Source organism: Kineococcus sp. GCM10028916, assembly GCF_042674865.1.
GTDB lineage: Bacteria > Actinomycetota > Actinomycetes > Actinomycetales > Kineococcaceae > Kineococcus.
In genome coordinates, this window is record NZ_JBHTFM010000016.1 from 1 (window position 1) to 20,316 (window position 20,316).

Here is a 20,316-nt window from a genome sequence, read left to right on the forward strand (position 1 = left end):
CACCAACCAGGCCAAACTGCAACCCAGCCACCATCAAGGCTTCCGGCGCCACCCACCAGACGCGGGCCACCCGAGCTCAGAAGCTCCGGTTTTCCGCCCCGTCGGGGCGACATGAGGAACAGTACGCGGCTGTCGGGGCGAAGGGCAAATCCGCGTCACCCCGACAGCCACTGATTTACTGCGGCAACGGAAGTGCCACCGCAGCCAGGGTCTTCTTCCCCCGCCGCAACACCGCGTAGCGGCCGTGGAGGAGCTCCACGTCCGCCAGCGTCGCCTCGGGGTCGGTCAGCTTGGTGTTGTTCACGTACGCGCCACCCTCCCCGATGGTCCGACGGGCACCACCGAGGCTCGGAGCCAGGCCGGTGTCGGCGAAGAGCTGCGCCAGGCGCACGTCACGGTCGGCCGGCGTCGCTGTCGGCAGCTCCTCGAGGGCACCCCGCAGGATGCGCTCGTCGATCCCGTCGAGCTCGGAGCCGCCGAACAACGCGGCGGAAGCGTCCTCGACGGCGACGGAGGCCGCCTCACCGTGCACGAGCGCCGTGACCTCGTGGGCCAGGGCACGCTGCGCCGCCCGGGCTCGGGGGTTCTCGACGACCTGTCGACCCAGCTCCTCGATCTCCTCGCGGGAGCGGAAGCTGAACGCCTTCAGGTAGTCCACGACCTTGGCGTCCTCGGCGTTGAGCCAGAACTGGTAGAAGGCGTACGGCGACGTCAGGTCGGGGTCGAGCCAGACCGCGCCGGACTCCGTCTTGCCGAACTTCGTCCCGTCCGCCTTGGTGAGCAGCGGGGTCGCCAGGGCGTGCACCGTCTGCTGGTCCACCCGACGCACCAGCTCGCAGCCGGCAGTGATGTTGCCCCACTGGTCCGAGCCACCGAGCTGCAGCGCGCAGCCGTGGCGACGGTGCAGCTGGAGGAAGTCGTTGCTCTGCAGCAGGACGTAGCTGAACTCGGTGAAGCTGATCCCCGTCGTCGCGAGCCGCTTGCTCACCGCCTCCCGGTCGAGCATGCGGTTGACGCTGAAGTGCTTGCCCACGTCGCGGAGGAACTCGATGGCCGACATGGGTCCGGTCCAGTCGAGGTTGTTCACCATCGTCGCGGCCGCGGGGCCGTCGAAGTCGAGGAAGGGCTCGATCTGGCCCTGGAGGCCCGTCACCCACCCGGCGACCACCGACGGGTCGTTCATCGTGCGCTCGGCCGAGGGACGCGGATCCCCCACCAGGCCGGTGGCCCCGCCCACGAGGATCAGCGGGTGGTGCCCCGCCTGCTGCAGACGTCTCGCCGTCAGCACCTGCACGAGGTGGCCGACGTGCAGGCTCGCCGCCGTCGGGTCGAAGCCCACGTAGTAGGTGAGCGGTCCCGTCCGCAGCGCTTCCTGCAGCGCGGCCTCGTCGGTGGACTGCGCCACCAGGCCCCGCCACTGCAGTTCGTCCCAGACGTCGCTCACGACTCGTCGGCTCCTCAGGTCCTGCGCCCCGACTTCGGGGGCCCGGGCGACCGTCGCCCGCCGACACGGTAGTCGGAGACGGTGCGGTCGTTCGAGAGAGAAACGCGCCAGGGGGTCGGCGCCCCCGCTCCGGCCACCCCGACGCGGGGTCCCCACACGACGTCGACGTCGTCGACCGCAGCGCCACGGAGGACCTCCAGCTCCCCCGCACCGCAGACGTCGAGGCCGTTCTGGGCGCGGTCCACCCCGAGCGCCTGGGTGAGCCGGGCCGGTCCCCGGGCCAGGTCGACGTCACGCTTGGCGCTCACCCGGCGCGAGCGGGCCAGCTCCAGACCCTCCACGACCTCACCGGCCCGCAACAGCACCGCGGACGCCGTGCCCTCCCCCGCGCAGACCAGGTTCATGCACCAGTGCATGCCGTAGGAGAAGTAGACGTAGGCGTGCCCGGGCGGCCCGAACATGACCTCCGTGCGGGGAGTCCGACCGCGGAAGGCGTGCGACCCGGGGTCGGACTCCCCCGCGTAGGCCTCGACCTCCGACAGCCGGACACCGACCACACCGGCGGGCGTCGCGTGGCGCACGACGCAGCCCAGCAGGTCGCGCGCCACCTCGGTCACGGCCCGGTCGTAGAACTCCCGCGGGAGCCTCAGGGACGCGCCCACGCCAGGTGTCCCGCGAGTGCGTCCTGCGCGGTCTCGAGCTGCTCCGCGACCCGGATGGGGGCGGTGCCACCGATCCCGTCCCGGGAGGACAAGGACCCCTCCGTCGAGAGGACGTCCTTGACCTCGGGGGTGAGGTGGGCAGAGATCGTCGCGAGGTCCTCCACCGAGAGGTCCCAGAGCTCGACGCTGCGGCCGAGTTCCACGGACAGCTCCTCGCAGCGGCGCACGCACGCCCCGGAGATCTGGTGCGCGTCGCGGAAGGGCACCCCCTGGCGGACGAGCCACTCGGCGATGTCCGTCGCGAGCGCGAACCCCTGCGGCGCCAGCGACGCCATGCGCTCGGTGTGGAAGTGCAGGGTGGCGATCATCCCGGCGACGGCGGGCAGCAGGACCTCGAGGGTGTCGACCGCGTCGAAGACGGGTTCCTTGTCCTCCTGCAGGTCCCGGTTGTAGGCCAGCGGCAGTCCCTTGAGGGTCGCCATCAGACCCGTCAGGTCACCGATGAGCCGGCCCGCCTTGCCGCGGGCGAGCTCGGCGACGTCGGGGTTCTTCTTCTGCGGCATGATGCTCGACCCCGTCGACCACGCGTCGTCGAGGGTGACGAAGGAGAACTCCTTGGTCGCCCAGGCGATGACCTCCTCGGAGATGCGCGAGAGGTCGACGCCGATCATGGCGGCGACGAAGGCGAACTCGGCCGCGACGTCGCGCGAGGCGGTCCCGTCGATGGAGTTCTCGACGCTGCGGGTGAAGCCCAGTTCGCGGGCCACGGCGACCGGGTCCAGCCCGAGGGAGGACCCCGCGAGCGCACCGGAACCGTAGGGCGAGACCGCGGCGCGGGCGTCCCAGTCCCGCAGCCGCTCCACGTCGCGCAGCAGCGGCCAGGCGTGGGCCATGAGGTGGTGCCCGAGCAGGACGGGCTGGGCGTGCTGGAGGTGGGTGCGTCCCGGCATCGCGGCCCCGGGGTGGGCCGCGGCCTGGGTCAGCAACGCCTCGACCACGTCGAGCACCAGACCCGCGATGAGCTTCGCGTGGTCGCGCAGGAACATGCGCAGCAACGTGGCGATCTGGTCGTTGCGGGACCGTCCCGCACGCAGCCGGCCACCGACGTCACCGCCGACCCGTTCCACGAGGGCGCGTTCCAGGGCGGAGTGCACGTCCTCGTCCTCCTCGGCGGGGACGAACGCCCCGGAGACGACGTCGACCTCCAACGCGTCGAGCCCCGCGAGCAGCGCCGTGAGGACGTCGTCGTCGAGGAGGCCCGCCGTGTGCAGGACGCGGGCGTGGGCCCGCGACCCGGCGAGGTCGTAGCGCGCGAGGCGGAAGTCGAAGTGGGTGGACTTCGACAGCGCCGCCATCGCCGCGGCGGGACCGCTGGCGAACCGAGCGCCCCACAGACCCTTCTCGCCCTGCTGGTTCTCGTCCGACATCACACGTCCACTTCGCTCTCGGGGTCTTCGGGGGTGGAACTGTCCCGGCGGGCCAGCGCCAGGAAGCGGGCGGCGACGGCGTCGCCCCCGAGCGGGGCACGGGAGATGACCAGCACCGTGTCGTCCCCGGCGATCGTGCCCAGCACGGTCGGCATCACCGAGTGGTCGATCGCGCTCGCCAGGAACTGCGCGGCCCCCGGCGGGGTCCGCAGGACGACGAGGTTCGCGGAGGCCTCCGCGCTCACCAGGAGTTCCTCGCACCAGCGGGCGAGCCGGGCGTCCAGGACCTCCTGGCCGATGCCGCTGCGGGGGGTGCGGTCCCCGCCCTCGGCGGGCAGGGCGTAGACGAGTCCGCGGTCACCGTCGCGCACCTTGACCGCACCGAGTTCGACGAGGTCGCGGGACAGGGTGGCTTGCGTGACGGCCACCCCCTCCTCGGCGAGGTGGGTCGCCAGCTCGGTCTGGGAGCGCACGGGCAGCCGACCGAGGAGGGAGGCGATCCGGTCGTGCCGGAAGGCCTTCGTCCCCGCGCCGGCGCCGGTGGGAGAGGTCATCGGGAGTTCGCGAGCAGCCAGACGAGCAACGCCTTCTGTGCGTGGAGGCGGTTCTCGGCCTCGTCCCAGACCACCGACTGCGGACCGTCGATGACCGCGGCGTCGATCTCCTTCCCGCGGTAGGCGGGCAGGCAGTGCAGCACGATCGCGTCGTCCTCCGCCCCGCTCAGCAGGGCCGAGGTCAGCGAGAAGGGCCGGAACCGTTCGAACTCCTGCCCCTCCTGCCCCATCGAGATCCAGGTGTCGGTGGCGACGACGTCGGCGGCGGCGACGGCCTCCTCGGCCGAGGTCGTCACGGTGACGGACCCGCCCGTGGTCGCGGCGACGGCCTGGGCTCGGGCGATGATGTCGGGGTTCGGCAGGTCCGAGCCGGGCGTGCCGATCCGGACGTGCATCCCGGCAGTGGCCCCACCCAGGGCGTAGGAGTGGGCCATGTTGTTGGCCCCGTCCCCCACGTAGGCCAGGGTCAGCCCCGCGAGGGCGCCCTTGTGCTCGATCACCGTCTGCAGGTCGGCCAGGATCTGGCACGGGTGGTAGTCGTCGGTGAGGGAGTTCACGACCGGTACCCCGGAGTTCGCGGCCATCTCCTCGAGGTCCGCCTGCGAGAACGTCCGCCACACGATCGCGGCGACCTGGCGTTCCAGGACCCTGGCCGTGTCCGCGACCGGTTCACCGCGACCGAGCTGCGATCCCGCGGCGTCGACGACGAGCGGGACGCCGCCGAGGTCGGCGACGCCGACGCTGAAGGAGACGCGCGTCCGGGTCGAGGGCTTGTCGAAGAGCAACGCGACGGTCTGCGGACCCGCGAGGGGCTTCTCCGCGAACCGGTCGGCCTTCAGCCGGGCGGCGAGGGTCAGGACCTCGGCCTGTTCGGCGGGACTGAGGTCGTCGTCGGCGAGGAAGTGCCGCACGCTCACGAGGAGGCTCCGTTCTGGACCGCGGTGTCGAGGATCTCGGGCAGGGCGGCCACGAACGTGTCGGCCTGCGCCGTGGTGAGGACGAGCGGGGGTGCGAGGCGGATCGTGTCCGGTCGGGCGGAGTTGACGATGAACCCGCGGGCCAGCGCGGCCTCCACGACGTGAGCGCCGAGGGGTTGCGTCAGGGCGATCCCCAGCAGCAGGCCCTCCCCGCGCACTCCTTCGACCAGGGGATGACCGAGGGCGGTGACGGTCTCCCGCAGGTGGCGACCGACGGCGTCGGCGTTCTCGAGCAGCCCGTCGCGTTCGACGGCGTGCAGGACGGCGAGACCGGCGGCCGAGGCGACCGGGTTCCCGCCGAACGTCGAACCGTGCTGGCCGGCGCCGAGGAGTGCGGCGTTCGCCGGGCCGAACGCGACGACGGCCCCGATCGGGATCCCACCGCCGAGTCCCTTGGCCAGCGTCATGACGTCGGGGACGACGCCCTCGTGGCGGGGGTTCTGGTGCGCGAACCAGTGACCGGTGCGGGCGATGCCCGTCTGCACCTCGTCGAGGACGAGGAGGGCCCCGTGCTCGGCGGTGATGCGCCGCGCCGCCGCCAGGTACCCGTCCGGCGCGGGGACGACACCGTTCTCGCCCTGCAGGGGTTCGAGGAACACCGCGGCCGTGGCGCCGTCGACGGCCCGTCCGAGCGCGCCGACGTCGCCGTAGGGGACGAACTCGACGCCGCCGGGCAGCGGTTCGAAGGGTGCCCGGTAGGACTCCTTCGCGGTGAGGGCCAGCGCGCCCATGGTGCGGCCGTGGAACGCACCCAGGGTCGAGACGATCTTCGTGCGACCGGTGCGGCGGGCCATCTTGAAGGCGGCCTCATTGGCCTCGGTCCCCGAGTTCGCGAAGAACACCGCGGAACCCTGCGGAGCCCGTGAGACCTCCAGGAGGCGTTCGGCGAGAACCACCTGCGGTGCGCTGGCGAAGAAGTTCGAGACGTGCCCCAGCGTGGTCAGCTGCGCCGTGACGGCCGCGACCAGCAGCGGGTGCGCGTGCCCGAGGACGTTCGTCGCGATGCCCCCGAGGAGGTCGAGGTACTTGTTCCCGTCGGCGTCCCAGACGTGGCAGCCCTCGCCGCGGACGAGGACGCGCTGCGGGGTGCCGAACGTCTGCATGACCGACGTCGAGTAGCGCTGCAGCCACGCGTCGCCGGTGCCTTCGGTGACCGGCAGGGCTTCCGCCGCCGTCGCGAGATCCACGTCAACTCCCTGGGGGTTCACGGCACGACCATCGTGCCGTTGCCGGAGGTCGTGAAGACCTCCAGCAGGACCGAGTGCGCCGTCCGGCCGTCGATGACCGTGGCACGGGGGACCCCGCCGCGCACCGCGCGCAGACAGGCCTCCATCTTCGGGACCATCCCCGACTCCAGGGACGGCAGCAGGTCCGCGAGCTCCTCCGCCGCGATCTCGCGGACGAGCGAGTTCCGGTCGGGCCAGTCCCGGTACAACCCGGCCACGTCGGTCATGACCACGAACTTCTGGGCGCCCAGCGCGACGGCGATGGCCGAGGCGGCGGTGTCGGCGTTCACGTTGAGGACCTGCCCGTGCAGCAGGTTCCCCTCGTCGTCGACCTCGGGGGCGATCGTCGAGATGACCGGGATGCGACCGGCGTCGAGCAGGTCGACGACCGCGCGCGGGTCGACCCCGACGACGTCGCCGACGAGGCCGACGTCGACGGGTTCACCGTCGACGATCGCGTGCCGCCGCTTCGCGCGCAGCAGCCCCGCGTCCTCCCCGGACAACCCGACGGCCAGCGGACCGTGGGAGTTCAGCAGACCGACGAGTTCCCGCCCGACCTGACCCGTGAGCACCATCCGGACGACGTCCATCGCCTCGGGCGTGGTGACCCGCAGGCCGCCGCGGAACTCGCTGTGGATCTGCAACCGGTCGAGCATGGTCGAGATCTGCGGACCACCGCCGTGCACGACGACGGGACGCAAGCCGGCCGTGCGCAGGAACACCACGTCCTCGGCGAAGGCGCGTTTGAGGTCGTCGTCCACCATGGCGTTGCCGCCGTACTTCAGCACGACGAGGGCGCCGTGCCACTTCTGCAGCCACGGCAGGGCTTCGACGAGGACGCTCGCCTTGTCGGAGGCGGTGAGGTCGTCGAGGTCGATGGTCTCGCTCACGAGCTGTACGCGCTGTTCTCGTGGACGTAGGCGTGGGTGAGGTCGTTCGTCCACACCGTCGCCGTCTCGGAACCCACGTGCAGGTCGATGACGACCCGGACCTCGCGGGGTCCGAGGTCGACCGTCGCCGGGTCGGCGTGCGGGGTCCCCCCGACGCAGACCGCGACCCCGTTGAGGCTCACGTCCAGGGCCTGCGGGTCGAACTGCGCCGACGTCGTCCCGACGGCCGCCATGACGCGGCCCCAGTTCGGGTCCTTGCCGAACACCGCGGCCTTGAACAGGTTGTTCCGGGCGACGGAGCGGGCGACCTCGACGGCCTCGGCCTCGTCGGCCGCGCCGACGACCTCGATGGCGATGTCGTGGTCGGCGCCCTCGGCGTCGCCGACGAGCATGCGGGCCAGGTCCGCGCAGACCCGGCGGACGACCTCGTCGAACACCGCGGGTTCGGGGGTGACGCCGCCGGCGCCGCTGGCGAGCAGCACGACGGTGTCGTTGGTGGACATGCACCCGTCGGAGTCGACGCGGTCGAACGTCGTGCGGGTCGCCGCCCGCAGCGCCCGGTCCAGGTCGGCGGGTTCCACGGCGGCGTCGGTGGTCAGGACCACGAGCATGGTCGCCAGCCCGGGGGCGAGCATGCCCGCCCCCTTGGCCATGCCGCCGACGACGAAGGAGTCGCCCTGCGGTCCGACGCCGGTCTCGATGGCCTGCTTGGACACGGTGTCCGTCGTCATGATGGCCGTCGCGGCCGCCGTCCCGCCCTCGGTCGAGAGGTCCGCGAACGCGGTGCGGACACCGTCGAGGACCTTCTGCCGCGGCAGTGCCACGCCGATCAGACCGGTCGAGCAGACGACGACGTCACCGGCGCCGGACCCGACGAGTTCACCCACGAGTTCCGCGGTGGCGTGCGTGGTCTGGAAACCGTCCGGGCCGGTGAAGCAGTTCGCACCGCCGGAGTTGAGGACCACCGCCTTGAGGTGGCCGTCGGCACTGGCGCGTTCGCTCCAGAGCACCGGGTGGGCCTTGCACCGGTTGGAGGTGTAGACGGCGGCACCCGCGTCGAGCGGGCCGTCGTTGACGACGAGGGCGAGGTCGGGACGACCCGAGGTCTTCAGACCGGCGGTGACCCCGGCCGCCCGGAAACCTGCTGCGGCGGTGACGCTCACGGGGCGACTCCCACGGTGGTGAGCCCGGCGTGCTCGGGCAGGCCCAGGGCGATGTTCACCGATTGCACGGCTCCTCCGGCGGTTCCCTTGACGAGGTTGTCGATGGCCGCGACGACGAGCACACGACCCGCGTGCTCGTCGACGGCGAGTTGCAGGGCGCACGCGTTGCCCCCCAGGACCATGGCCGTGGAGGGCAACTGCCCCTCGGGGAGCAGGTGCACGAAGGGTTCTGCGACGTAGGCCGCCTCCCACGCGGCACGGACGTCGGCCGCGGCGACGCCGGGGGCCAGGCGTGCGGTGCAGGTGGCCAGGATGCCCCGCGACATCGGCGCCAACGTCGGGGTGAAGGAGACCTGCACCGCGCCACCGCCGGCGAGGCCGAGGTTCTGCTCGATCTCGGGGGTGTGGCGGTGACCGCCGCCGACGCCGTAGGGACTCATGGACCCCATGACCTCGGAGCCGAGCAGGTGGGGTTTGAGGCTCTTGCCCGCACCCGAGGTCCCCGACGCCGCGACGACGACGACGTCGGCGGGGTCGAGCAGACCGGCGGCGAAACCCGGGGCGAGGGCCAGGGTGACCGCGGTCGGGTAGCAACCGGGCACCGCGATGCGCGTGACCCCGACCAGGTTCTCCCGCTGCCGACCACCGCCCGCGAGCGGGAGCTCCGGGAGGCCGTAGGGCCAGCTGCCGGCGTGGGTCCCGCCGTAGAAGCGCTCCCACTGCGTGGCGTCGAGGAGGCGGTGGTCGGCCCCCAGGTCCACCACGACCACGTCGTCACCGAGGTCGGCGGCGACGGCGGCGGAGGTGCCGTGGGGCAGGCCGAGGAAGACGACGTCGTGGCCGGCGAGGACCTCGGGGGTCGTCGGCTGCAGGACGCGGTCGGCGAGGGGCAGCAGGTGCGGCTGCAGCTCCCCCAGTCGCGTCCCGGCGTTCGAGGCGCCGGTGAGCGCGCCGATCTCGACGTTCGGGTGGTTCAGCAGCACGCGCAGGACCTCGCCACCGGCGTAGCCGCTGGCCCCTGCGACGGCGACCGACAGTCGTTTCCCCGGTTCCATGTGCATGACCATACACCGACTCGGGTAGGCATGCATTGCCGGACGGACTCAGGCGAGGGGATCGTCCGGGCCGTAGGGCGCGACGGTGAGCCGGCGTGCGTTCGGGGTGCGGGTCGCCTCGGCCGCCAGCAGCGACCCCGGGGTGTCGACACCGACGCGCAGGAAACGTCCCGTCCACGCGTCGAGCTCGCCCCGGGCGATCGCCAGGACCATGGCGACGACGTCGGCGGGGTCGGTCCACTCCGTCCGTTCGGCGTGCTGGGCCATGCCCGTCGACATCGCGGTGCGCACCACCCCGGGCGAGAGCTCGAACGCCCGCAGCCCGTGCACCGCACCCGCCGCGGCGAGCGCACCGCCGAGCCGGAACAGGGCGGCCTTGCTGGCCCCGTAGGCGGCGTGGGTCCCGCCGTCCTTGGAGGCCGAGCCCGAGTTCAGGTCCACGACGCGACCGCTGCGGCGCGCGACCATCCCCGGGACGACGGCCCGCACGACGTGGAAGGCGCCGAGGACGTTGGTCTCCAGGACCGCGCGGACCTGGGCGAGGTCGGCCTCCCAGGGCGGGACCTCGTCCTGCTCGATGCGGCCGTGGGACTGCACGAGCAGGTCGAACCCGCCGAGTTCGTGCTCGAGGGCGCGGACGCCGTGCGCGACCGCCGCGGCGTCGCTCACGTCGAAGGCCGTCGCGACGGCCCAGCCCCCGGCCGCGGTGATCTCCTCGACCAGTTCGTCGAGCAACCGGGCGGTGCGCCCGGTCACCCCCACGACGAACCCGGCCGCGGCCAAGCCCAGGGCGACCTCGCGACCGATGCCCTGGGTGGCACCGGTCACGAGGGCCCGGACGGGCTGGACGTCAGACACGCTGCGTCGCCCCCGTGCGGGCGGCGGCCTCCGCGACGGCGGTGTCCCGCGCGGCGCTGGCCTCCTCGGCGGTCAGCGTCCGGTCCGGGGCGCGGAACCGCAGGGCGAAGGCGAGGGACTTGCGACCCTCACCGACCTGGGCACCCGTGTAGACGTCGAAGAGGTGGACGTCCTCGAGCAGCGGACCCGCGCCGGCGCGCAACGCCGCCTGCACTGCCCCGGCGGGGACCGCGGAGTCCACGACGAGGGCGACGTCCTGCGTCGCGGCCGGGTAGCCGGACAGGGACTCGACCTGCAGGCTCGCCCCGACCTGGTCGAGCAGCACGTCGAGGTCCAGCTCGAACGCGGCCGCCCGGGCCGGCAGTTCCAGCGCGGTGACGACCTTCGGGTGCAACTCCCCCGCGTAGCCGACGGTGTGACCCTGCGCCGTGACGATCCGCGCGCAACGACCCGGGTGCCAGGGGGCGTGCTCGGCCGCCTCGACGCCCACGACGACCCCGATGGAGGCCGCGACGGTGCGTGCCGCGTCGACCGCGTCGGCCCACCCGGCCGGTTCCGCGGTGCGGGCGAAGCCGTCGCCCACCGCGCCGGGACGACGACGCGCCCCGGTGAGGATCCCGGCCACGTGGAGCGGCTGCGGCGGGACGGCCCGCTGGACGCGGGCCAGTTCCTCGTCGGTGGGACGTCGCTCGACCCCGAGGACCTCGGCCCGACCGGCACCCGGCAGCGGGTGGGTGACGGACCCGACCTCGAACAGCGCCAGGTCGCGCAGCCCACGGGACACGTTGCGGCGCACGGTCTCCGGTAGCGAGTCGAGGAGGCTCGTCCGCATCAGCGGCTGCTGCTCGGAGAGCGGGTTCGCCAGCCGGAGCGCGACGCGGCGCAGGTCGTCGGCCGGGAGGTGCTGGGCGTCGTGGACGGCCGGCGCGACGAACGGGTACGTCAGCACCTCGACGAAACCTTCGTCCGCGAGCGCCCGGGCCAGGGACCGCCGGGCCCGCTGGGTCGACGTCAGCCCCGTCCCGGCGGGAGCCGCGGGCAGGACCGAGGGGATGGCGTCGTAGCCGCCGAGGCGGGCGACCTCCTCGACGAGGTGGACCCGGCCGACGAGGTCGGGACGCCACGGCGGCGGCAGCACCGTCAACGTGGAGCCGTCGACGGTGACGTCGCAGCCGATCTCGGTGAGGTGACCCACGACCTCGTCCGGGGTGTAGTGGACCCCGACGATGCGCTCGGGGAACCCGGCGTCCATCGTGATGGGTCGCGGCGCAGCGGGTTCGCCGACGTCGGTGACCGCGACGTCCGCCGTGCCGCCGCCGTGCTCGACGAGGAGGCGGACGGCGAGCTCGGCGGCCCGGGCGCAGATCGTCGGGTCGGTCCCCCGCTCGTTGCGCTTGGCGGCCTCGGAGGGCACCCGGTGGCGACGGGCGCTGCGCGCGATGCTGACCGCCGCGAAGTGGGCCGCCTCGAGGAGCACGTTCACGGTCTTGCCGGAGACCTCGGTCGAGGCCCCGCCCATGACGCCGGCGATGCTCAGCACGCGTGACGTCGAGGGGTCCCCGACCACCTCGTCGGTGATGAGCAGGTCCTCGGGGTCGAGGGTGCGCTCGACGTCGTCGAGGGTGGTGAGCTTCTCGCCCGAGCGGGCCCGGCGGACGACGATCTGCCCCTGCAGGGCGTCGAGGTCGTAGGCGTGCAGGGGCTGACCGGTCGCGAGCATCACGTAGTTCGTGACGTCGACGGCCAGGGAGATCGGGCGCATCCCGGCCTGGCGCAGCCGGTCGGTCACGAACCGCGGCGACGGGGCGCTCGGATCGACCCCACGGACGGTGCGGGCGACGAACCGGTCGCAGCCCTGCGCACCCCGCAGCGGGGCGTCGTCGGCCAGGCGGACGGGGTACCCGTCGGCGGTGGGGGCCGGGACCTCGACGACATCGGGGTCGACGGGATCGCGCAGGACCTTCCCGACCGCTCGGCGGGTGCCGTGGGCGTACTCCCGGGCGATGCCGCGGATGCTGAAGCAGTACCCGCGGTCGGGGGTGACGTTGACCTCGACGGTCTCCTCACCGAGGCCGAGCAGGGCGAGGGCGTCCTGGCCGGGCGTCATCTCGACCCCGGGCAGGAAGTCGGTGAGCACGATGATGCCGTCGTGGTCGGTCCCGAGGCCGAGTTCCTTCGAGGAGCAGATCATCCCGTCGGAGACGTGGCCGTAGGTCTTGCGCGCAGCGATGGCGAAGTCGCCGGGCAGGACGGCCCCGGGCAGCGCGGCGACCACGAGGTCACCCTCGACGAAGTTGTGCGCACCGCAGACGATCCCGCGGTTGCCCTCGGGTCCGTTGTGCTCGGGGCCCACGTCGAGGTGGCACCAGTTGATCGTCTTGCCGTTCTTCTGCGGCTCCCCGACGAGGTCCAGGACGCGACCGACGACGAGGGGACCGGCGATGCCGGCGGTGTGCAGCCCCTCCTCCTCCAACCCGACCCTGACCAGGGAGGCGGCGACGTCGACGCCGCGTGCCCCGGGTTCGAGGTCCACGTGCTCGGCGAGCCAGCTCAGCGGGATCCGCATCAGAGGTTCTCCTCCCCCGTCGCGGTGCCCGGATCGACGAGATCACCGGCGGGGCCCACGAGCACGGAGGCGACCCCGGACGTCGACAGGTCCTCCACACCGAACGCCCGGCTGAACCGCACGTCACCCTCCACCATGTCGCGCATGTCCGTCGCTCCGCTGCGGAACATCAGCGTCCGCTCGATGCCCATCCCGAAGGCGAAACCCTGGTAGCGGTCCGGGTCGATCCCCGCGGCCCGCAGCACGTTCGGGTTGACCATGCCGCAGCCGCCCCACTCGATCCAGCCCCGTTCGGCGTCGCGGCCGAGGGAGAAGCGCAGGTCCAGTTCGGCGCTCGGCTCGGTGAACGGGAAGAACGCGGGCCGCCAGCGGGTCTCCACGGCGTCACCGAACATCGCGCGGGCGAAGGTGTCGAGGGTGCCCTTGAGGTTGGCCATGGTCAGGCCCTCGTCGATGGCGATGCCCTCGAGCTGGTGGAACACCGGGGTGTGGGTCGCGTCGAGCTCGTCGGTGCGGAACACCTTGCCCGGGCACACGACGTACAGCGGGACACCGCGGGTGAGCAGCGAGCGCGCCTGCACCGGTGAGGTGTGGGTGCGCAGGACGAGTCCCGACTCCGCGCCCCCCTGCTCGTCGGCGACGAAGAAGGTGTCCTGCATCTGGCGGGCGGGGTGGTCGGAGTCGAAGTTCAGGGCGTCGAAGTTGAACCACTCCGCCTCGATCTCGGGGCCCTCGGCGACCTCCCAGCCCATGGCCGTGAAGACGTCGGCGACGCGGTCCATCAGCAGGGGCAGCGGGTGACGGGCCCCACCCTCGGGACGCGGCGAGGGCAGCGTGACGTCGACGACCTCCTCGCGCAGGACGCGTTCGGTGTGCTCGGCCTCGAGCACCTCCGCCCGCGCCGCGAGGGCCTTGTTCAGCTGCCCGCGCGCCTGACCGACGCGTTTGCCGGCCGCGGCCTTCTCGGGGCCGGGTAGGACACCGATCTCGCGGTTGGCCAGGGCCAGCGGACTGCGGTCGCCCGCGTGGGCGAGCCTCGCGGCCTTCAGGTCGTCGAGGTCGGCGGCCGCGGCCACGGCGGCCAGGGCGGCGTGGAGCGCGGTCTGCACCGCCGCCTCGGACACCGGCGACGGCTCGCCGGGCTGGGAGTCGGGGTGCTGGTCGGGCGACTCGTGCTGCGCCATCGTGGAGCGTTCCTCACTCGGGTCGTGCGGTGCGTCGGGCGGGGCTGCCTCGCGGGGTGGCCCGCGCGCCCCGATCCTCCCAGATGCGCCCGCGACCGGTCACACCGTGGGCGGCTCCCCCGCGGGGAGGCGGACGGTGAAGCGCGCACCGCCGGTGGGGGCGGAGGAGACGTCGATGTCGCCGCCGTGCGCCTCGACGAGGCCCCGGGTGACGTAGAGGCCCAACCCGGTGCCGCTGCGCCCACCGCCGTGCCAGAACTTCGAGAACACGTAGGGGCGGTTCTCCACCGGGATGCCCTCGCCCGCGTCGTCGACGACGAGCACGAGGGCCTCACCCAGACCGTCACCGGCCGCGGCGGCCTGCGCCGCGGTGAGGACCGAGACGTCGACCACGACCGTGCCGGCGCCGTGGCGGACCGCGTTGTCGACGAGGTTCGTCACGACCTGGGCCATCCGGTCGGGGTCGGCCCACAGTTCGGGCAGGTCAGCGGCCACGGTCAGGACGAACCGTTCGTCGTCGTAGCCGGCCATCCGCAACCGGTCGACGTGCTCGCGCACGAGCGTCGCGAGGTCCATCGGGCGGCGGTGCACCGTGAGGCGGCCGGCGTCGACGCGGGCGACGTCGAGGAGGTCCCCCACCAGGCGGCTGACGCGCTCGGCGTCGGCCTGGACCGTCTGCAGCATCAGCCGCTTCTGCTCGTCGCTGAAGCGGTCCCAGCGACGCAGCAGGCTGGCGGTGAACTGCTTCACCGAGGTGAGGGGCGAGCGGAGCTCGTGCGCGACGGTCGCGATGAGGCTGGTGGTGTCCGTCTCCGCGCGCCGGCGTTCGTCCGGGGTCCGCAGGGCGAGGACCGCGCGGTCGAGGGAACCGTCCTCGGCGCGGTGGAAGCGGGCCGTGACCAGCAGCTCGGTACCGCCCGGCAGCAGCAGGAGGCGTTCCCCGTGCCCGCCGGCGGTGACGCCCCCGGGGAGGTCACCGCCACGCAGGACGTCCCACCAGCGACGGCCCGAGGTGTCCTGCAGGGGCAGCGCCCGGCGCAACGGTGTCCCGACGAGCTCGGCCCGGGAGCGGCCGAGGAGCCGTTCGGCGGCGGTGTTCAGGTCGGCCGTCGCGCCGTCACCGTCGATGATCACGATGGCGTCGGGGAGGTCGTCCAGCGTCAGCGGCGGACGGTCCACGGGCAGGGTGAGGAGCGGGGCCGACTGCGCGGCCTCGGCGCTCCCCCTCGCCTCGGGCACGGTGCGACATTAGGGCATGCGGGACCAGGCACCAGCCCAGCGCCGTCGGACCGCCTCAGCCCGGGCGGTTCGCGCTGTCGCGCCGCTGGGCCCGTGCGCTCGCGTAGAGGCAGACGACGGCGGCCGTCGCGAGGTTGAGGCTCTCGGCGCGCCCGTGCAACGGCACCCGGACGACGGCGTCGGCGAGCGCCCGCCCGGCGTCGTCGAGGCCGGCCGCCTCGTTGCCGAAGACCCACGCCGTCCGGCGCCGCAGGTCGACCACCCCGGTGCTGCCCGTGGCCGCGGCGTCGGCCAGGTCGTCGAGGTCCGCCTCGCCCCCGCCGTCGGCGGCGAGCACGGTGGACCCGTTGCGCTGCAGAGCCGTCACGACGTCGGCGAGCGGTACGCCGACGACCACGGGGAGGTGGAAGAGGCTGCCGGCCGTCGAGCGGACGCACTTGGGGTTGAACGGGTCGACGCTGCCCTGGGTGAGGACGACGGCGTCGGCGCCGGCCGCGTCGGCGGCCCGCAGGACGGTGCCCGCGTTGCCCGGGTCCTGGACCCGGTCGAGGACGGCGACGAGCCGGGGCTGGGCCGCGAGGACCTCGTCCAGGGTGGTGGCGGTCGTGGGGCAGACGGCCACGAGGCCCTGCGGGGTGACCGTGTCGGTCATCGCGGCCAGGACCTCGTCGGTCACGAGCCAGGTCCGCGACGGGGCTCCGGCGAGGATCTCCGGGTAGCGCCGGGCGGCGCCGTCGCTGGCGTAGAGCTCGAGGGCGGCGCCTGCGGCGACGGCCTCGCGGACGGACTGCGGACCCTCGACGAGGAACCGACCGTGCCGTTGACGCGCCGAACGCCCGGTCAGTGCGCGCACGGCCTTCACCCGCTCCGCTCGAGGGTTCGAGAGGAGGGGGAGGTCCAGGTGCGCCACGGCCGGGCGTTCGGTGTCGTTCAGGGTGCTCAGTCGTTCGGCGTGCTCAGGCCGCGGTGCCCTCGGCGGCCACGGGGGCGACCGGGAGCGCAGCCTTGGCGGTCGTCACCAGCGCGCTGAAGGCGGCCGGGTCGGAGACGGCGAGCTCGGCCAGCATGCGACGGTCGACCTCGATCTCAGCGGCCTTGAGGCCCTGGATGAAGCGGTTGTACGTCATGCCGTCGGCGCGCGCCGCAGCGTTGATGCGCTGGATCCAGAGACGACGGAAGTCGCCCTTGCGCGCCTTGCGGTCGCGGTAGGCGTAGACGAGGGAGTGGGTGACCTGCTCCTTCGCCTTGCGGTACAGCCGCGAGCGCTGGCCGCGGTAGCCGCTGGCCTGCTCGAGGACGGTACGACGCTTCTTCTGGGCGTTGACTGCGCGCTTCACGCGTGCCACGGGGTACTCCTAGCTGGTCGGGTCGCGGGCGGCGGCGGGACCTGGTCACGTCGTGTGCTCAGGTCGCGCGCCCGCGGTGGTCGGGGTCGTCGCGGTGCCGGTCGGTGGACCGGCCTCGCGTCAGGTCTGCAGGCTCAGCGGCCGAGGAGCTTCTTGATCTTCTTCACGTCCGCGGGCGAGACGACCTGGTCGACCGAGAGGCGACGGGTCCGCTTGCTCGACTTGACCTCGAGCAGGTGGCGCTTGTTGGCCTGCTCGCGCATGACCTTCCCGGTGCCGGTGATGCGGAAACGCTTCTTGGCGCCGGAGTGGGTCTTGTTCTTGGGCACGTCTTCTCCTGTGTTCGTGCCGGGGTGTCCCCCGGCGTGTCTGGCGGGTGCCCGCGGAACCTCACGGTCCCGCGGGCCTCGACGTCAGGACGCGGTCGCGGCCGTCTCGTCCGGTGCGACCTCGGCCACCGTCTCCGGCTGCGTGGCGGTCTCCGGCTCGGCGGCGGGCTGCGACTGCTCCGTGGGAGCCTCCTCGGCGACCGCGGCGTCCTCGGAGTCCTTGCGGCGCTTCTCCTCGGCCTTGGCCTCGGCCTTGGCCTCGGCCTTCTTCTTGTGCGGCCCGATGACCATCACCATGTTGCGGCCGTCCTGGCGCGGCGAGCTCTCCACCCCGCCCAGTTCGGCGACGTCCTCCGCGAGGCGCTGCAGCAGCCGGAAGCCCATCTCAGGGCGGGACTGCTCACGTCCGCGGAACATGATCATGACCTTGACCTTGTCCCCGGCCTTGAGGAACCGCTCGACGTGCCCCTTCTTGGTGGCGTAGTCGTGCGGGTCGATCTTGAGCCGGAAACGGATCTCCTTGAGGATCGTGTTCGACTGGTTCTTGCGGGCTTCGCGGGCCTTCATGTCGGACTCGTACTTGAACTTGCCGAAGTCCATGAGCTTGCAGACCGGCGGTCGCGCCGTGGGAGCGACCTCGACCAGGTCGAGGCCTGCTTCGTCCGCCAGCCGCAGCGCGTCCTCGACGCGCACGATGCCGACCTGTTCACCGTTGGGGCCCACGAGCCGCACCTCGGGAACACGGATGCGGTCGTTGATGCGGGGCTCGCTGATGTGCTGCTCCTTCGTCGTCGTGGGGCCGCCGGACACGAGGAAGGCCCCCGTGCTCGGACGTGAGACGGAGGCCTTGCCGGTTCCGACGACACCTGGACGTCCACGGCGTGCCCACGAGGACACGACGACGACGGGCGTCGCTGCGCTCCTCCGGAGAGGAGCACGGCGCCCCTCCGGGGAGGAGCGCGGACCGGGACCCTCGGCGCGGTGAGCACCGGGGGTGGGAGGAGGCCTCCGCTTCACGTGCCGGCCCTGCGAGACCGGTCCGCAGCCTGGGAGCGTCGAAGCCCCGCAGATCGTGGACCGGTGACGTGTGCCGGTCGGTCGCCTGTCAGGGTATCAGCATGCAAGCTGACACGACTCCAGGTGACGATCTCGGCGGAACCGGCGCGGTGGCCGCCCGCGACATCGCCGACGTCCCCGCCGCCGAGATCATCACGACCGCTGCCGTGCACCTCATGAGCGCCGCCGCCGTGAAGTGCGGACTGGCCGAAGGACAGGACGCGGAGGACCACCTCGACCTCGCCGAGGCCCGCATCCTCATCACCGCCCTCGCCGGTCTCGTCATCACGTCCGCCCCGGACGTCGGCGGCCAGCACGCGCGGTCCCTGCGCGACGGGCTGCGCTCGCTGCAGCTCGCCTTCCGGGAGGCCTCCGCCGTTCCCGACGAGCCCGGCAAGGGCCCCGGCGAACGGCTCACGGGAAGCGTGGTCTGAGCTGCACGCGGGCGGCGACCACGGCGGTCGCCGCTCCCGCGCAGACCCCCAGGACACCGACGACGAGGAACGGGGTGCCCGGACCGGCCGCGTCGCTGACCGCGCCCGCGAACGGGGCCCCGACCGCCGCCCCGACCGTGGTGGCCGCGGCGTGCCACCCCATCGCCCGACCGCGGACCGACTCGTGGACCCCGTGCACGACGAGGTCGACCGTCGCGCTGATCACCGGGGCGCAGAACAACCCGGCGACGAAGGTCCCGACCGCCAGACCGACCGGCCCGTGCACGAGGACGAGCGGGGCCGTCGCCGCGCCGAGGCAGGCCACCAGCAGCCACGGGGGCACCGAGCGCGGCAGCGCCCCGTGGACCAGTCCACCCACCACCGAGCCCGCGGCCCAGACCGCCAGCACCAGCCCGGTCCAGCGGACCGCGCCCTCCTCGCGCAGCTGGGCGACGACGGCGAGGTCGGTGGCCGAGAGCACCAGGTCGGCGGCGAAGGCGCAGGCCATCGCGAGCAGCAGAGCGGAGGTCCAGACCCGCTCCGACGCGGCCACGGGTCCACCCTCCGCCTCGACGTCGCCCCCGGGACTGCGCAGCGGCGGGTTCAGCGCGAACATCGCCGACGCCGAGACCACCTGCGCCGCACCGATGCAGAGCATCGCCGCCGTCGTGGAGGAGGTCAGCGCGATGGCCGTGCCGGCGGCGGGGCCGACCATGAAGGAGAACTCCACCAGCACCGCGTCGAGGGAGAAGGCCGTGCGGCGGCGCTCCGGCGCGACGAGCACGGCGAGGGACTGGCGGACCACGGTGAACACCGGCGGTCCCAGCGCGCCCGAGACGAAGGCGGCCACCAGCAGCCCCTGGTAGGGCAGGAACGGTGCCACCGACCAGCAGGCGGCCTGGGCCAAGACCGTCGGCAGCAGGGCCCGCCGCAGGCCGTAGCGGTCCACCACCCAGCCCCGCCACGGCGAGCTGACGGCCGTGCCGATGGTCGCCGTCGCCCCCACCAGCCCGGCCGGGCCGTAGCCGAGGCCCAGGGTCTGCACGACGTGCAGGACGCAGACGATCCCCGCCGCGAGCGCCGGGACCCGGCCGAGGGACCCGACGAGTTCGAGCGGGAGGACACCGCGGGTCCGCAGGACCTCGCCGTAGGGCGAGAACGCGCGGAGCAGCGCCGGGACGCGGAAGGAGCGGGTGGGTGGAGCGGAGGACACGTCCTGCACTGTGCCAGCCGGTCACGACCCGGTCCCGACGGTTCCACCGCACCCGCCGTCGCCCGTCCGACCCGGCGGTGGTCGAATGGCCACGACCTTGAACCGGCAAGAACCTGGAGGATCCCTCGTGGCATCGAACGACCTCGGCCTGCTGGCCCTGCGACTCGGAATCGGCGGCACGCTGGTCGCCCACGGCGCCCAGAAGCTGTTCGGCGCGTTCGGCGGCGGCGGCATCGAAGGCACCGCGGGCGCCATGCACGCCATGGGCTTCCGCCCCGGCAAGCGCAACGCCGTCCTGGCCGGTGCGTCCGAGGCCGGCGGCGGAGCGCTGCTCGCGCTCGGCCTGGCCACCCCCGTCGGCGGCGCCGCCGCGGCGGCCGCGATGGCCGCAGCGGTCTTCGTGCACAAGCCCAACGGGTTCTTCGCCACCTCCGGCGGCTTCGAGCTGCCGGCGGTGCTCGGGCTGGCCTCCGTCGCGCTGGCCGTGGGCGGGCCCGGCCGGTTCAGCGTCGACGGGGCCACCGGTCACGCCTTCAACAAGGGGTGGACGACCGTCCTGGCCCTGGGGGCGGCCGGTGTCGGCGCCTACAGCACCATCAAGGCGCGTCAGGCCACCGTCGCCGCGGACGCCCAGGCGCAGGAGGCGGCCGACGCCCCCGCCGACGGCCCCGGGACGCCCGTCGCCTCCTGAGC

At 73.3% G+C, this 20,316-nt stretch carries 20 protein-coding genes; 2 read left to right on the forward strand and 18 right to left on the reverse strand.

Translation table 11 applies throughout. The features are described from left to right. Nucleotides 1–175 precede the first annotated feature (175 nt). The 17 genes from tyrS to infC all read right to left on the reverse strand — a co-directional run bounded on the left by tyrS (nt 176) and on the right by infC (nt 17,730). Nucleotides 176–1,444 (reverse strand): tyrosine--tRNA ligase, encoded by a 1,269-nt coding sequence (tyrS, locus tag ACFQ46_RS13835; RefSeq protein ID WP_380260002.1) that lies wholly within the window; start codon nt 1,442–1,444, stop codon nt 176–178. 14 nt (nt 1,445–1,458) lie between these two features. Then, entirely contained in the window at nt 1,459–2,106 is a 648-nt protein-coding gene (locus ACFQ46_RS13840) for a DNA-3-methyladenine glycosylase (RefSeq protein ID WP_380260003.1), read from the reverse strand. Further along, nucleotides 2,091–3,533 carry an argininosuccinate lyase gene (argH, locus tag ACFQ46_RS13845; RefSeq protein WP_380260004.1) on the reverse strand — a complete coding sequence of 481 codons (1,443 nt, stop codon included), beginning with the start codon at nt 3,531–3,533 and terminating at the stop codon, nt 2,091–2,093. Before argH ends, ACFQ46_RS13840 begins: the two co-directional genes overlap by 16 nt. Beyond that, nucleotides 3,533–4,087: an arginine repressor gene (locus ACFQ46_RS13850; protein ID WP_380260005.1), complete on the reverse strand. Its 555-nt coding sequence runs from the start codon at nt 4,085–4,087 to the stop codon at nt 3,533–3,535. Before ACFQ46_RS13850 ends, argH begins: the two co-directional genes overlap by 1 nt. Next, nucleotides 4,084–5,004, reverse strand: a complete 921-nt coding sequence (argF, locus tag ACFQ46_RS13855; protein ID WP_380260006.1) for an ornithine carbamoyltransferase — start codon at nt 5,002–5,004, stop codon at nt 4,084–4,086. Before argF ends, ACFQ46_RS13850 begins: the two co-directional genes overlap by 4 nt. Further along, nucleotides 5,001–6,251 carry an acetylornithine transaminase gene (locus ACFQ46_RS13860; protein WP_380260007.1) on the reverse strand — a complete coding sequence of 417 codons (1,251 nt, stop codon included), beginning with the start codon at nt 6,249–6,251 and terminating at the stop codon, nt 5,001–5,003. Before ACFQ46_RS13860 ends, argF begins: the two co-directional genes overlap by 4 nt. A 17-nt stretch (nt 6,252–6,268) precedes the next feature. Beyond that, on the reverse strand, nt 6,269–7,180 hold the full coding sequence (gene argB, locus ACFQ46_RS13865; protein ID WP_380260008.1) for an acetylglutamate kinase: 912 nt from the start codon (nt 7,178–7,180) through the stop codon (nt 6,269–6,271). After that, entirely contained in the window at nt 7,177–8,343 is a 1,167-nt protein-coding gene (gene argJ, locus ACFQ46_RS13870; RefSeq protein WP_380260009.1) for a bifunctional glutamate N-acetyltransferase/amino-acid acetyltransferase ArgJ, read from the reverse strand. The genes argB and argJ overlap by 4 nt, the downstream gene beginning before the upstream one ends. Next, complete coding sequence (argC, locus tag ACFQ46_RS13875) at nt 8,340–9,398, reverse strand: N-acetyl-gamma-glutamyl-phosphate reductase (protein WP_380260010.1); 1,059 nt, start codon at nt 9,396–9,398, stop codon at nt 8,340–8,342. Before argC ends, argJ begins: the two co-directional genes overlap by 4 nt. Before the next feature lie 48 nt (nt 9,399–9,446). Then, nucleotides 9,447–10,256, reverse strand: coding sequence for an SDR family NAD(P)-dependent oxidoreductase (locus ACFQ46_RS13880; RefSeq protein ID WP_380260011.1), 810 nt, complete (start codon nt 10,254–10,256; stop codon nt 9,447–9,449). Continuing rightward, nucleotides 10,249–12,822 carry a phenylalanine--tRNA ligase subunit beta gene (gene pheT / locus ACFQ46_RS13885; RefSeq protein WP_380260012.1) on the reverse strand — a complete coding sequence of 858 codons (2,574 nt, stop codon included), beginning with the start codon at nt 12,820–12,822 and terminating at the stop codon, nt 10,249–10,251. The genes ACFQ46_RS13880 and pheT overlap by 8 nt, the downstream gene beginning before the upstream one ends. Further along, on the reverse strand, nt 12,822–14,006 hold the full coding sequence (pheS, locus tag ACFQ46_RS13890; RefSeq protein ID WP_380260013.1) for a phenylalanine--tRNA ligase subunit alpha: 1,185 nt from the start codon (nt 14,004–14,006) through the stop codon (nt 12,822–12,824). The genes pheT and pheS overlap by 1 nt, the downstream gene beginning before the upstream one ends. A 99-nt stretch (nt 14,007–14,105) precedes the next feature. Further along, nucleotides 14,106–15,245, reverse strand: coding sequence for an ATP-binding protein (locus tag ACFQ46_RS13895; RefSeq protein WP_380260014.1), 1,140 nt, complete (start codon nt 15,243–15,245; stop codon nt 14,106–14,108). Between the two features lie 55 nt (nt 15,246–15,300). Next, nucleotides 15,301–16,146 carry a TrmH family RNA methyltransferase gene (locus ACFQ46_RS13900; RefSeq protein ID WP_380260428.1) on the reverse strand — a complete coding sequence of 282 codons (846 nt, stop codon included), beginning with the start codon at nt 16,144–16,146 and terminating at the stop codon, nt 15,301–15,303. A 55-nt stretch (nt 16,147–16,201) separates the two neighbouring features. Continuing rightward, complete coding sequence (rplT, locus tag ACFQ46_RS13905; protein ID WP_328295726.1) at nt 16,202–16,591, reverse strand: 50S ribosomal protein L20; 390 nt, start codon at nt 16,589–16,591, stop codon at nt 16,202–16,204. A gap of 134 nt (nt 16,592–16,725) precedes the next feature. After that, nucleotides 16,726–16,920: a 50S ribosomal protein L35 gene (gene rpmI / locus ACFQ46_RS13910; protein WP_328295725.1), complete on the reverse strand. Its 195-nt coding sequence runs from the start codon at nt 16,918–16,920 to the stop codon at nt 16,726–16,728. Between the two features lie 84 nt (nt 16,921–17,004). After that, nucleotides 17,005–17,730, reverse strand: a complete 726-nt coding sequence (infC, locus tag ACFQ46_RS13915; protein ID WP_380260015.1) for a translation initiation factor IF-3 — start codon at nt 17,728–17,730, stop codon at nt 17,005–17,007. A 308-nt stretch (nt 17,731–18,038) separates the two neighbouring features. On the opposite strand from infC, the gene ACFQ46_RS13920 reads away from it, so the two are divergent. Then, nucleotides 18,039–18,410, forward strand: coding sequence for a DUF1844 domain-containing protein (locus ACFQ46_RS13920; RefSeq protein WP_380260016.1), 372 nt, complete (start codon nt 18,039–18,041; stop codon nt 18,408–18,410). On the opposite strand, the gene ACFQ46_RS13925 is transcribed toward ACFQ46_RS13920, so the two are convergent. Continuing rightward, nucleotides 18,391–19,623 (reverse strand): MFS transporter, encoded by a 1,233-nt coding sequence (locus tag ACFQ46_RS13925; RefSeq protein WP_380260017.1) that lies wholly within the window; start codon nt 19,621–19,623, stop codon nt 18,391–18,393. The two genes, ACFQ46_RS13920 and ACFQ46_RS13925, sit on opposite strands and share 20 nt — an antisense overlap. Before the next feature lie 127 nt (nt 19,624–19,750). Between ACFQ46_RS13925 and ACFQ46_RS13930 the strand changes: the two genes are divergently transcribed. Then, a complete protein-coding gene (locus ACFQ46_RS13930) occupies nt 19,751–20,314 on the forward strand; it encodes a DoxX family protein (protein WP_380260018.1) in 564 nt (187 codons plus the stop codon). Nucleotides 20,315–20,316: the final 2 nt, after the last annotated feature.